Origin of the sequence: Paenibacillus chibensis, assembly GCF_004001045.1 — a bacterium.
GTDB lineage: Bacteria > Bacillota > Bacilli > Paenibacillales > Paenibacillaceae > Paenibacillus_AQ > Paenibacillus_AQ chibensis.
On record NZ_BIMK01000040.1, the window covers coordinates 49,085 to 61,898 of the forward strand.

At 50.0% G+C, this 12,814-nt stretch carries 15 protein-coding genes and 1 riboswitch; of the genes, 2 read left to right on the forward strand and 13 right to left on the reverse strand.

Annotation, left to right across the window (positions count from 1 at the left end):
- Positions 1-43: 43 nt before the first annotated feature.
- Positions 44-272, reverse strand: a riboswitch (cyclic di-AMP (ydaO/yuaA leader).
- A 206-nt stretch (positions 273-478) separates the two neighbouring features.
- Positions 479-1,249, reverse strand: coding sequence for a TatD family hydrolase (locus tag PCH05_RS24005; protein WP_127606687.1), 771 nt, complete (start codon positions 1,247-1,249; stop codon positions 479-481).
- A gap of 57 nt (positions 1,250-1,306) precedes the next feature.
- Positions 1,307-2,587: an HD domain-containing protein gene (locus PCH05_RS24010; RefSeq protein ID WP_127606689.1), complete on the reverse strand. Its 1,281-nt coding sequence runs from the start codon at positions 2,585-2,587 to the stop codon at positions 1,307-1,309.
- A 315-nt stretch (positions 2,588-2,902) separates the two neighbouring features.
- On the opposite strand from PCH05_RS24010, the gene PCH05_RS24015 reads away from it, so the two are divergent.
- Positions 2,903-3,157 (forward strand): AbrB/MazE/SpoVT family DNA-binding domain-containing protein, encoded by a 255-nt coding sequence (locus PCH05_RS24015; protein ID WP_006207408.1) that lies wholly within the window; start codon positions 2,903-2,905, stop codon positions 3,155-3,157.
- A 202-nt stretch (positions 3,158-3,359) separates the two neighbouring features.
- Here the strand turns inward: PCH05_RS24015 and rsmI are convergent, their stop codons facing one another.
- The 10 genes from rsmI to PCH05_RS24065 all read right to left on the reverse strand — a co-directional run bounded on the left by rsmI (position 3,360) and on the right by PCH05_RS24065 (position 11,187).
- Positions 3,360-4,244, reverse strand: coding sequence for a 16S rRNA (cytidine(1402)-2'-O)-methyltransferase (gene rsmI, locus PCH05_RS24020; RefSeq protein WP_127606691.1), 885 nt, complete (start codon positions 4,242-4,244; stop codon positions 3,360-3,362).
- A complete protein-coding gene (locus tag PCH05_RS24025) occupies positions 4,241-5,002 on the reverse strand; it encodes a tRNA1(Val) (adenine(37)-N6)-methyltransferase (protein WP_127606693.1) in 762 nt (253 codons plus the stop codon). Before PCH05_RS24025 ends, rsmI begins: the two co-directional genes overlap by 4 nt.
- Positions 5,003-5,149: 147 nt before the next feature.
- Positions 5,150-5,515: a DNA replication initiation control protein YabA gene (gene yabA, locus PCH05_RS24030; protein WP_127606695.1), complete on the reverse strand. Its 366-nt coding sequence runs from the start codon at positions 5,513-5,515 to the stop codon at positions 5,150-5,152.
- A gap of 28 nt (positions 5,516-5,543) precedes the next feature.
- Positions 5,544-6,344 (reverse strand): PSP1 domain-containing protein, encoded by an 801-nt coding sequence (locus tag PCH05_RS24035; protein ID WP_127606697.1) that lies wholly within the window; start codon positions 6,342-6,344, stop codon positions 5,544-5,546.
- A 45-nt stretch (positions 6,345-6,389) separates the two neighbouring features.
- Entirely contained in the window at positions 6,390-7,364 is a 975-nt protein-coding gene (gene holB, locus PCH05_RS24040; RefSeq protein ID WP_127606699.1) for a DNA polymerase III subunit delta', read from the reverse strand.
- A 205-nt stretch (positions 7,365-7,569) separates the two neighbouring features.
- A complete protein-coding gene (locus tag PCH05_RS24045) occupies positions 7,570-8,013 on the reverse strand; it encodes a YaaR family protein (protein WP_127606701.1) in 444 nt (147 codons plus the stop codon).
- Positions 8,014-8,150: 137 nt separating this feature from the next.
- Positions 8,151-8,480, reverse strand: a complete 330-nt coding sequence (gene darA / locus PCH05_RS24050) for a cyclic di-AMP receptor DarA (RefSeq protein WP_127606703.1) — start codon at positions 8,478-8,480, stop codon at positions 8,151-8,153.
- 81 nt (positions 8,481-8,561) lie between these two features.
- The gene (tmk, locus tag PCH05_RS24055; RefSeq protein WP_127606705.1) at positions 8,562-9,206 is read right to left on the reverse strand and encodes a dTMP kinase; all 645 of its coding nucleotides are present in this window, start codon (positions 9,204-9,206) and stop codon (positions 8,562-8,564) included.
- Between the two features lie 20 nt (positions 9,207-9,226).
- The gene (locus tag PCH05_RS24060) at positions 9,227-10,810 is read right to left on the reverse strand and encodes an aminotransferase class I/II-fold pyridoxal phosphate-dependent enzyme (RefSeq protein WP_127606707.1); all 1,584 of its coding nucleotides are present in this window, start codon (positions 10,808-10,810) and stop codon (positions 9,227-9,229) included.
- Positions 10,811-11,001: 191 nt separating this feature from the next.
- On the reverse strand, positions 11,002-11,187 hold the full coding sequence (locus PCH05_RS24065) for a sigma factor G inhibitor Gin (protein WP_127606709.1): 186 nt from the start codon (positions 11,185-11,187) through the stop codon (positions 11,002-11,004).
- 210 nt (positions 11,188-11,397) lie between these two features.
- Here PCH05_RS24065 and PCH05_RS24070 point away from each other — a divergent pair, with 210 nt between their 5' ends.
- Entirely contained in the window at positions 11,398-11,922 is a 525-nt protein-coding gene (locus PCH05_RS24070; RefSeq protein ID WP_127606711.1) for a hypothetical protein, read from the forward strand.
- Between the two features lie 61 nt (positions 11,923-11,983).
- On the opposite strand, the gene PCH05_RS24075 is transcribed toward PCH05_RS24070, so the two are convergent.
- Positions 11,984-12,403, reverse strand: a complete 420-nt coding sequence (locus PCH05_RS24075; RefSeq protein ID WP_127606714.1) for a hypothetical protein — start codon at positions 12,401-12,403, stop codon at positions 11,984-11,986.
- Between the last annotated feature and the right edge of the window lie 411 nt (positions 12,404-12,814).

Below are 12,814 nucleotides of genomic sequence, written 5' to 3' on the forward strand. Positions count from 1 at the left end.
TGGCTTCTCGGATGTCGGAATGACGGAAAAGGATATGCACGAATACCTCTCTTATTGGCGCTTACGGGGTTAGCTGTCGGGTTTGGGCGAAAGAGAGCCGCCCGATCTCCATCAGCCCGCTCATGGCGGACGATGCAGAATTCACCCCAGAGACCCTGGAAAAGAAATCAAATACATAACGAGTTTCACACCGGCTTGCTGCCTTGCATTTTCACTCTATGTATCGGTTCCCCCGCTCCTTCGTTACCCGAAGGACTCAGCGAGACTAGGTTCACGGAAGCCGCCGAAGAGGAAGTCTCTTACAGCGGCTCAAGGTTACTGACAAGATGATATCCTGTTTTGATGCATGTTGTAAAGCGGGAATCAACCACGTTTATTTGAATATATGGTTAAAAAAATGTAATATTCTTCGTTTTTTTGGTTAAAATTCTTTAATCCATCGTTTATCCTCGTTTTTTTAGCTGTTTTTCTCCCGTTTTCATACAATTCCAAATCGTTCCAGTGCGTTCTGGGTTGTGATTTGAGCAATTTCTTCCAGTTCAACCCCTTTGATTTGGGCTGCCGCTTCCGCGACCAGACGGACGTGGGCGGACTCGTTTCGCTTCCCACGAAATGGATGCGGCGTTAAATATGGGGAGTCGGTTTCGATCAGCAAACGGTCCATCGGCACCTGTGCGAGCACCTCTTTAGGCTGTCTGGCATTTTTGAACGTGATCGGTCCGCCGAAGGAAAGGTGAAAGCCCATATGGAGGCATAATTTGGCCGTTTCCCAGCTGCCGGAATAAGAGTGCATGACCCCTCCGACTTCACTGGCCCTCTCTTCGCGCAAAATTTTCACGATATCCTCATGCGCATCCCGGTTATGGATGACGATCGGCATCTTCAGCTCGCGGGCAAGTCCGATCTGCTGGCGCAGAACATGATGCTGGACTTCCTTCGGTGAAGTATCCCAGTAATAATCCAGGCCAATCTCGCCGATGGCGACGACCTTCTCATGGCTGCATAAGGATGCAATCCATTCCAGGTCGCCTTCCTGCATCGTAATCGCATCCTGCGGGTGCCAGCCGACGGCGGCATATATAAAATCATGCGTCTCCGCGAGCTTCATCGTGGACGGGATTGTCTCCCGGTTGAAGCCGACGTTAATCATCCGGCTGACGCCGGCATCCAGTGCCCGCTGGATGATTTCCTCACGGTCTTCGTCGAACTGCGGCGCGTCAAGATGCGTATGTGTGTCGAATAAATTCATCGGTAAATCTCCCTTCATGTCGCAAAGCAGGGCTTCGCAATCCTGTAGTATTTGTCGTTATCGCTTGAAAATATGGGATACGGCGTCGGGAAGTGAAGAAATGACATCCTTCACCTTCGACCCCGGATAATATAAGTGGTATTTGCCGCGGTGAATGCCGCTGATCGAGCGGACAATATCCGACACCTCCGAAATTTCACGCAGCCGCTCCTCACGGTCCAGCAGGAGAATCTGTTTTTGGCTGGCCTCGTCTCCGGGACGAAATACATCGTACGGAAGATCCGTCGGAAAATCAATCTCGAGATCATACTCCGGGTTCAGTCCTGCCCGTTTGAATGCTCTGCGGATTTCGTCAATCATCTCTAGGTCCACCGATTCAACCTCTACATATTTATACAACCTGCGATGCATAAAACGGCAGCATAATTCACTCAGCACCGCATCCTTTTCAGTCGTCCATTGTAAAAATGCCGTTTGAATCAGGGCTTCATCCAGCTGAAGATAATCCTGCACCGTGAGGCGGTCTTCAAAAAGTCCCGGAAGCGGCTTCACCATAAAGCCAAAATCGTAGCCCTCTGTATACAGCTCCTTGGCACGCCGGAAAATCTGCCGCAAAATAATCTCCGAGCTGCGGGTCACCGGATGGAAATAAACCTGCCAGTACATCTGATATCTAGACATCAGGTAATCCTCCACGGCATGCATCCCCGATTCTTTCACAACGACTCTTCCCTGATAGGGACGCAGCATGCGGAGAATCCGGTCGATATCGATGGTGCCGTAGTTGACCCCCGTATAATACGCATCCCGCAGCAAATAATCCATCCGGTCCGCATCCAGCGGGCTCGATACCAGATTTACCACGATCGGGTTCACATAGTCCTTGGCGATAACCGATGCGACTTTAGCCGGAAAATCCACGGCCACCTCGGTCAGGATTTCATTCACTTCGGTATCCCCTAGAATGATTCGGCGGGTCCATTCCTCATGGTCCATATGAAATGCCTCTTCAATGGAATGGGAAAATGGGCCGTGTCCGAGGTCATGCAGCAGGGCCGCGCACAATGCCAGCAGCTTCTCGCTGCTCGGCCAGTCGGAGTATCCGCTTCGCTCAAACTGCGAAATAATCCGGCGGGTAATTTCGTACACGCCAAGCGAATGCGAGAAACGGCTGTGCTCTGCCCCATGGAAAGTCAGGTACGACGTGCCCAGCTGGCGGATGCGCCGCAGCCGCTGAAATTCCCTGGTGTTGATCAGTCGCCAAATGGTCGAGTGCTGCACATGAATATAATTATGTACCGGGTCTTTAAAAACTTTTTCTTCATTCAAGGTATGCATGAATAGCCGCTCCTCTCTTTTCAATACCTATAATTTAAAATAATTTTGAAATTTTTTCGACAATCTATGTCGAAATGTGTCGTTCAAGGTAGAAAAAGTGATTTCCAAATCGACATTATCCTACCAACCTTATATAATGGGAAAAGAATCCTGATATGAGTGATATCCCAGCAAATACGCGATCTGTACAGATTTCGATGACAAATTTCCAGGTTGACTGTTTTGGGAATCGTTGGTATTATTGATATCATAAAAGAGAGAACGTTGTCGAATTATGACACTTTTAAACTATGGCGAGAGGAGCAATGATCAGTTATGATGAAATCAACTGGTATTGTAAGAAAAGTAGATGAACTGGGCCGGGTCGTTATTCCAATTGAATTGCGCCGCACATTGGGCATCGGGGAAAAAGACGCTTTGGAAATTTATGTGGACGGCGAGCGCATCATGCTCAAGAAATACGAGCCAGCCTGCATCTTCTGTGGAAACGCTGAGAACGTGACATACTTCAAAGGAAAAATTGTTTGCCACGAATGTATCTCGGAAATCCCAACACCTGTGACAAATTAAGTTTTTTAGTATATAATAGTATTATTCTATTTGTTAATTCTAACCTTTTTCATATCTCCTTGGTGTCTCCTAGGCTATGAACCCGGCCTTGGGAGACATTTTTTTGCCGTTTTTTCGGTTGCTCTCCTCTGCGGGGGTGCATTAACGCGGCAATCCCCCGCTGAAGAGCCATATGCTTTCGATTATTTTCCAAGGAAAACCGTTAAATCAGAGCATTATAAATATCCCGCTTCGAAACGCCGCGATCTCCCGCTGTCTTTTTCATCGCTTCCTTGCGCGGATGTCCTTCCGCCTCGTAATGAGCCACATGCTCCTCGATGCTCAAGTTCTGCCACCATGCCGATAGCTGCTCCTGTTCTTCTTCTACGCTTGTCCCTTCGACAACGATGCAATATTCGCCCAGAGGCGGATGCTCTTCCAGGTATGCCAGGCATTCTTCCACGCTGCCGCGCACAAATTCCTCATAACGCTTCGTCAGCTCCCGGGCCAGTGCTACCCGCCGGTTGCCGTATACGCTCAGCACCGCGTTCAGGGTTTTGATTACCCGATGCGGCGATTCATAAAACAATAACGTTCCCTGCGCTGCGCGGAATGACGAAAGTACAGCCTCCACCTCTTTACGCTCCCGTGGAAGAAAACCGATAAAGGTAAACCGCTCCGTCGGCAAGCCTGACGCGATCAAGGATGATAATGCGGCATTGGCTCCAGGGATCGGAATGACGCTGATTCCTTCCTCCACCGCCAGCCTCACAAGATCTGCGCCGGGATCGGAAATCGCCGGCAAACCGGCGTCGCTGACGAGCGCCAAATTTTTTCCTTCTATTATATAGCGTATCAGCTCCGGTCCGCTGGCTGCCTTATTATGCTCATGGTAGCTGAACAGCATTTGCGGGCTGATTTCGAAATGGGTCAGCAGTTTTCGCGTTTGACGCGTGTCCTCTGCCGCGATAATCTCGCATTCCTTTAACGTCCGGATGGCCCGGAAAGTCATATCCTCCAGATTCCCGATCGGCGTGCCGACGAGATACAAGGATCCTTTGCTGCCACTGGACGGCTCTTGAAAGCTGCTTTGACGTGTCAGACTCATGCTTCTCCCTCTTTGGAACCATAGTAAATGTCCATAATTTCCGGACAATATTGATTATGCTCATCATAGACGATCAGCGGCGGAAGCAGCCGAACCTCCGGTTTGCCGTCCCGCATGGCTTCGATCAGTACCATATTCGCCTCCAAATGGGCGCGCGGGTGGACAAAACGGATACGCTTCGGCTCTAGACGGTATTGCCGCATAAGCGCCATAATATCGCCTAACCGCTGCGGTTTATGCACCATGCTTACCTTTCCGCCCGGCTTAACCAATTTGAAGCAGGATTGAATGACTTCCTCCAGCGTGCAGCTGATTTCGTGACGCGCGATCGCCTGATGGGGATTCAGCTTGATGTCGCTCCCGTTTAACGGCATATACGGCGGATTCACCGTGATCGCGTCGTACACGCCATGCCCCGTTTCCTTATGAAGCTCACGCAAATCGCCTTCCCGGATCGTAACCCGATCCTGCAAATCATTCAAAGCCACGCTGCGTCGTGCCATGCCGGCAAGCCTTGGCTGTATTTCAATGCCCTCGATTTCGGCCTTTGTACGCGTCGTCAAGAGTAACGGAATCACCCCGTTGCCCGTACATAAATCAAGTACTTTTCCGCGCGGCGGAATACCGGCAAAGCGGGCCAGCAGGACAGCGTCCATGGAGAAGCTGAACACCTCGTCGCTTTGAATAATATGCAAATCATGGGTCAGCAGATCGTCAATGCGCTCCGATGGCTCTAATAGCGTATGTTCTTTATTCATCATTCCATTATCCTTTATCCGTTGTTCTCTAGTTTTACCATTCCATCCATCAACATAACTTCCCGTGTGCGACTCGCTACGGACTATCGAATAAACGCATGAGTCCCGTTTACCTGAAAAAAAACCGTAGGAATCGCTCCTACGGCCTCATTTATTCAAAAAAGACAGGCAGAAAAGGCAATCGCCTTCCGTGCGCAAATGTCCATAATAGACGTTGCAAATGTGAAAGCCCTCATGATAAAGCCGCGCCAAGTTGTCGTAGCCTTCACCGACCACGTCACTCGGATGCTCCGGCTTCAACGAAGGATGAGGCGGTTGCGGCAGAGCAATGCCTTCTTCAGCGGGTAAAGCTTCCTTCAAGATTTTGCGGAGATGCTCATTTTCCAACGTCAGACGATGATTCTCCTCCAGCAGCTCTTTCATGATCAGCTTCATTTCACCCAGATCACTGTGGATCTGTCCCATTTGTGTTTCCATTTCTTGAATGTGTGCAAAAATACTTTTCTTTTCCAAGTTTCCACCTCGAAAGTAACCCTATGGTCTACTTAATGACAACGTCATCCATTTGCAGTTCCTTGACCTTGCCGACTTCAAACAGCTGGACATGAACAGAACGTGCGTCGGCGTTAATTCCGACGACTTTGCCTTCGCCCAAGGACGTGATGACGATTTTGCCTACCGATGGCAGTTCTTCCTTCACACTTTCATAATTATCATGCTCAAATTTCAGGCAGCACATCAGTCTTCCGCACAGACCGGAAATTTTGGTCGGATTCAGCGACAAGCTTTGATCCTTGGCCATTTTGATCGATACTGGTTCGAAATCGCCGAGCCACGAGGAGCAGCAAAGAATGCGACCGCATGGGCCAATACCGCCCAACATCTTCGCTTCGTCCCGTACCCCGATTTGTCTTAACTCAATTCTGGTCCGGAAGATCCCGGCCAGATCCTTCACCAGCTCCCGGAAATCCACTCTTCCCTCAGCCGTGAAATAAAAAATGATTTTGTTACGGTCGAATGTAAATTCCACGTCCACCAGCTTCATTTTGAGCCCATGGTCACGGATTTTATTTAAACAGGTGGTAAAAGCCTCTTTCGCAGCCTGCTTGTTCTCTTCCACAACTCGTGCGTCCGAGTCACCGGCGATGCGGATGACTTTTTTCAAAGGCAGCACCACATCGGCTTCCTGCACCTCTTTTTTTCCAACGACAACTTTACCGTACTCGATACCGCGCGCCGTTTCGACGATAACGCTGTTATCTTTCTCAATCGGAAAATCCAGCGGATCGAAGTAATAAATTTTGCCCGCTTTTTTAAAACGGACACCCACTACACTGTACAAAAACTAACCCCCTTGTATGCCAGAGAAAAATGGCTGGCCTTGAAGCTATCCTTCCAAACCGATCAAAAATTGTTCAAGACAAAGTTGGCCGTTCACATTGTAGCGCAATTTTTTCCTACACTCTGCGGCCAAATCCATATAGGAGACCCATTGTGCGGTGCTGCGGGATGAAGCATGTGTGGATAAGAACTCCAACTGATCTATAAAAACGATACTTTCGTGCTTTCCGTATTGGACGTGAAGCATATCCTTGAACCACAAATGAAACAAACTAAACAGGTAATCCAGATGGTCGGAAAGTCCGGCTTTGAACACCTTCTGCCCTGCGGTCACCAGAGCGGAGCTGCCTCTTCCCAGAGCTTCCTTCCCTAATTGTAACATTACGTTTCTAATTTCTGCAAACCAATTCTGCTCCATCAGCTCACGGCATCCGTCAAGTCCAGAGGACAGCTGCACTGCACAGCGCGCGAGTACTGGCGCAAAGCCCTCATCCACCAGCTGCTGCAGCATTAACGCCGGTTTCAATGGAAAAAATGGAATCGTCTGCGCCCGCGATTGAATCGTCGGCAGCAGTGCTTGTCCATTCTCCGTGATCAGGATGGCCACCGCCGGAACGGGCGGCTCCTCCAAAAATTTCAGCAGGCTGTTTGCCGCTTGTACGGTCATGGTGTCCGCATGGTCAATAATATATACCTTCGGATTTTTCGATTCCGAACGATAGGAAAAGACCCGCTGCAATTCGCGGATCTGGTCGATTTTGATAGAAGATCCGTCCGGTGCCAGCAGATGAAGATCAGGATGGTTGCCGTGCAGAACCTTACGGCATTCGAGGCATTGTCCACAGGCATCATCCACCTGTTCGGTACAGAATAATGCCTGGGCAAACGTCATGGCCGTCTTCATCTGCCCGCATCCGGCGGGTCCGCTGAATATATAAGCGTGGTTGACGGAGTCGCTGCGGAGCGCAGTTTGCAGCATTTGCTTGGCAGCATCCTGCCCTAGTGTATCCTGAAAAGACATATTGCCTCTCTTCCTTTGATGATTTTGCACATCCAAGCGTGGATGGCCGCAAAATCTCTCCTTCAATCTAGTTCTTAAATCGTCTTATGCTGCTCGATAGATAGCTCAAAAATCGAACGAAAGAAAGAACGCTTACTTCCCCTTTAGTTCTTTTATATATACCTTAGTGTATCACGAGTCGAGCCGAATGTTCATTCCTATTTCTTCAAAATGCGAGATTGATGAGCATCCCGCGGATTTCGCCGATCTTCTGCAGCAGTTCGATTTTGCCCTGCTCGCTGTCCAGCATCTCATCCGCCATGCCCAGCAGGGCAGAGTCGATTTCATCGATCAGCTTGTAGCGCTTTCCCCGGCCGCGCCGGTCCCAGCCCCGGGCTTCCTTCATCGTAACGCCGCGTCTGACCGTGTCCTCCAAAAAACGTTTGACCAGCATACGATACGCCTTTAACTCCCGAATGGTCATCGCTTTGGCTAATCGGTCGCCCTGCATCTGAATCTCTTTGAACCGGCGCCCGAGCTCCTCCTGGGAAGCATTAGCCGTCTGCTGCTGCATCACGTCAAGAAAGGATTTCTGCTGAACCGGCTTTGCCGAACTGTCTGTTACCGGAAGTTCGCTTTTGATGGGCCTAAACCCCGGGTTGATTTTCACGATAATCTCCTGCCTTTATACATCGCACATCATGAATTTACGAACGAAAGCCTTGCTGATCCCGCAAAGCTTCAATGACGTTCGGATGATTATATTTCGAAGAATCTAATATACAATCCAGTACAAGTGAATGTGACTTAGAAATGCTCAAAGCGGTCAACCGGCAGCACGAACACCGTGGCTCCGCCCACTTGAACTTCAACGGGAAGAGGCAAATAGGAATCTGTCGTGCCGCTCATCGGCGTAACCGGAGTGACAAGCTGCTCCCTAACCTTGCAACTGCTGCGGATGACATTCATCACTGCCTCAACCTGACTGTCGTCCACCCCGATCATAAATGTGGTGTTACCCGCCCGAAGAAACCCGCCAGTACTTGCCAGCTTGGTCGCCCGGAAATTGGCTTTTACCAGTCCCCCCGACAGACGGTTGCTGTCTTTATCCTGTACAATCGCAATGATCAGTTTCATTCTGCATTCCCTCCTTTTTGATTTGAAGCCTGCATGCAAAGCGCAAATACAAGCCATACCTTACTTATTTGACAAAGATCCTCAAAAATCCTTTAAAATCCGCTCTTCCAGGCTCCGGATGATATCCCTCTCGACTTCTTCCAATGTTTGCGAAGCATCAATCACCACAATTCGATCAGAAAAACGCTCCGCAAGCATGAAATACCCCTCCCGTACTTTATGGTGGAAGGGCAGTCCCTCCAGATCGAGACGGTTCACCTCGCGTTCACGGCTGGCCGCGATCCGCGCCAATCCGGCTTCGGGTTCAATATCGAGATAGAAGGTCAGCTGAGGCATGCGGTCATGGATGGCGAACTGGTTAATGCTCCACACCTCCTCCATCCCGATGCCTCGGGCATACCCCTGATAAACCAGGCTGCTGTCCACAAACCGGTCGCACATTACCAATTTGCCCTCCGCCAGCGCGGGCTCTACTTTCTCCGCCAAATGCTGGCTGCGCGATGCGGCGTACAGCAAAGCCTCGGTCCGCGAATCCATGGCGGTATGGCTTGGATTCAAAATAATTTCGCGTATTTTCTCGGCAATTTCGATGCCTCCCGGCTCGCGTGTAATGATATGGGGAATCGAGCGGCTCTCAAGGTAATCCTTCAGCTTGCCGATGACCGTCGTTTTTCCGGATCCCTCCCCTCCCTCTAGCGTTACGAATATGCCCTGGCCCTTGTTCATCTATGGTTCCCTGCTTTCTGCTATTCTTTGTATACGAGTATCGTCTCCAGTTTCGGATCCTGCACGCCCTGACACTTGGCGCCTGCTTGAGCAAGCTGCTGCAGATGGACCGCTGCTGCAGCCGTAATCGGCTCGCCCGGATACAGCATCGGAATGCCCGGCGGGTAAGGAATGACCATTTCGGCAGCCCGTCTGCCCGCGCTTACCTGCACCGGTACCGCTTCAATCTCATCCGGATCCAGCGGCGTCAAAGAGAACCGGACCGGCTTAGAAAAGTGGCTTGTGTGAGAATTGTTCCACGTGGAAAATTCGACAAATGTCTTCTCTGCCTCGCTTGGATACGCTATCGAATGACCAGGGGAGGCATCTGCTCCAGTCGAAAAACTTGCTGGCTGGGCATCCGCCTTCTCTATACCTATATGCGTAAGTGCCTCCAAAAGGTGACAGGTGTCCTCCTCTGTCGAACCCAAACTGTAGAGCAGGACGACATACCGGTCGTCGCTCATCTCCGGAATGCAGCCGCGCGCTTCCAGCCGGCGCTGCAGCTCGTAACCGCTCAGGCCCCCGGTGCGGTCATAAATGACCACCTTGAACGGGTCCTGCGCGGTGTAGGCCGCCGCGGCGGAGCCGGCGGCCAGCCCCTCCTGCTGCCGCGCCTGCGGCTGCAGCAGCCCAAAGCGCGGCAGCTCCGCCAAGCCGCGCTGCAGCGCTTCCACGGCGGCAAGCCCCGCCGTGAAGGCTTCGGCGCCCTGCACATGCAGGAGGCGCCGCGCCAGGTCCAGCGAGCCCATCACGGGGTAAGATGGGCTCGAGCTCTGCACCATGGCGAGCCGCTGGCGAAGCAGTCCGCGATTCACGCGCGGACCCTGCACATGCAGCATGGCTCCCATGGTGAGCGCGGCTAGCATCTTGTGCGTCGACTGGACGACGACGTCCGCGCCGCTGGCCAAAGCACTGGCGGGCAGCAGCGGATGCTGCCCGTAATGCGCGCCATGCGCCTCGTCGACTAGCAGCGGCACATCGTGCCGGTGGCAGACTTCGGCAATCGGCGCCAGATCCGTTCCCATCCCGTAATAGTTTGGCATGGTCACCAGTACGCCTCTAGCCTCCGGATATGAGGCTAGTGCCGCTGCGACCTTCTCGGGGGCCGGGGCGGTCAGGAGCCCGCTGGACTCATCCAGCTGCGGCTGCAGGAATACCGCTTCCGCACCTGCCAGCATCAATCCGTTCAGCACCGATTTATGGACATTGCGCTGCACCAGCAGCAGGTCCCCAGGCTTGGTGCAGACCGTGAGAATCATCGCCAGGTTCCCCGACGTGCTCCCGCCGACCAGGAAAAAGCTCTCCTCTGCCCCAAAACATTCCGCGGCCAGCTGCTGCGCATCGCGTATAACACCCTCCGGATGATGTAGATCATCCGTCCCGGTAATTTCCGTGACATCCGCCTCCATGACTTGTTCCAGGAAGCCGGCACCGCCTTCAGGGGCGTAGGCTCTTCCCTTTTTATGACCGGGCACATGAAATGAAGCTTGTCTGCTGTTTTTATATTCATAAAGCGCCTCATACAGCGGCGCATGCTCTTTTTGCAGTTTCTCGCGTTTCATTCTTTTAATTCCTTCCGGTTCCTATCTCTACCCTATTTTATCGTAAATTGAACCATCAGGCTATTGAGACATGGTGTTACGCCTTTGGCCGAGCCCACAAAAAAAGGGCAGCAGCCGGTTGGCCCTCCCTTATCCGCCGTCGATGCGGGGCATGATCTATCTTTATCATCGGATTCTTGAAGTCGCTGGAGTTACACATGGGTTTTCATGCTGATTTGTCTCATTTGATGAATAAAGTAATGATATTTTGCGTCATCGGCATCGGTATGCACCATTTCGCTTTCGCAATCCTCACAAATGAATTGGGATACGATCGTAATGCCTTCTTCTTTCGCATGCCCGCAAATAATACAGACGTGTTCGGTATGATCTTCCATCATCCATCCCACCTTGTTTCATTAATTACTATGAAGTATGGCTCATTTTCTATTATTTTAAACCTTTTCATAGTCATTTCATATCCCAAGTGACCTACACCAATCATATGCACCTGCGACTTTATGCGTGTTTGTACCGAAAACTTAAATAATTGCCCATCAAAATCCGATATATGAATTAAGACCTGCAAGGGAGGAACGCTATTTTCTATGGCTGAGGAGAATCATATGAACGCTACCTTCTACCACTATAAATTAATTAAAAAAATACCGGTAACGCGGATTTGGGTTCGCTGCTACCTCCTTCTACCCTATATCGCCATTATTGCGGAAATGGTTCTCATCTCATGGACAAGCCTGTTTTACTTCGCATTGGCCGGGCCGCTGGTCTTGTGGATTCATTATGTGATATCACGTTCCGTCCTGCTTCTATCCGGTGCTTCTTATCATAAACGCTGGAAGTTCTCCATGCAGATCCCCTGGATTGGGTACATAACGGATCAACATATCAGTTTCCGCTTGTTCCGTAAAGTTTATACTTATATTACGGCCATTGGCCTCCTGCTCTTTCTAATCTTTATTTTTGTTTCACCGCTGTCCTTTGTCGTTTCCTTGCTTTTCTGGCATCTTTGGCTGCTGCTGCCCCGTTTTTATGCTTATGCCCGGCTCAAAGGTGTACGCCAAGACGGAATGATCAAATTCAATAATCAAGATATCAGCTACTATCAGCAATAACGCACGTAAACTATATATAGCCTCAAAATAGAAAAAGACCTGCATCCTCGGATGCGGGTCTTTATGGTTTGGAAGAGTCCGTACTTTTCACTGTCGCCTTTCCTTTAGCTAAAACAGTGACCGTGAAATAGTTATCATGGATTGTTAGATGAACGATCCGGTTCTGCTTCTCAAAAACCCTTGAAGCATCCTCCGACTCATCCGTATTTTCTTTCCATCCCCATTCTTTAATCTTCTGCAAATAAGCATCAGGAATACTATCTTCTTCTTTCAGGCCATTCATGGAATAGCGGACATAATCTATTTTAGTGTTTCCTGCATTACGGTCAGTTCGATTGGCTTCTTTGGGCACTGGAAAGGTTTTTTCATTGGCAGCTCCTTCAAAATTAGTCCAGGAAGGCTCCGTCTTTCCACAGCCCGTTATCAGCAAAACAACAATTCCAAACAAAAGAAGAGCATGCAGCCATGATTGTCTGTGCATGTATGTCCTCCTTCTTCTAAGATCGCGTAACATCAATAATCCGAAAAGCACCTCCTGACATGTACACTCATTATTATACTTACAACTTTTGGTGCGTCGGTAACAAAAATGTTACATTAATTTATCGATTATACCGAAGTAAGCTTAAAATAGTCTTAAGCCCTCTTCCCTCATCCATGGCTGCGAAGCCCTGGATCCGCTGTGTACGTCCCTAAGCCTTCCCCTTTGCACACTTCATCACACGCACCACTTAAGCACTTCTCTACAGAAACAAACACCATGAACTTAAACATTCCGGTAAATCACTTTCCCCTTTATATCATGAACTAAAGTATTATTATATGGCTTCTCAAAATCATGATGATCCAGGAAAAGTAACCCGTCCTTCTTTAATCTAATGTATATGAAAAA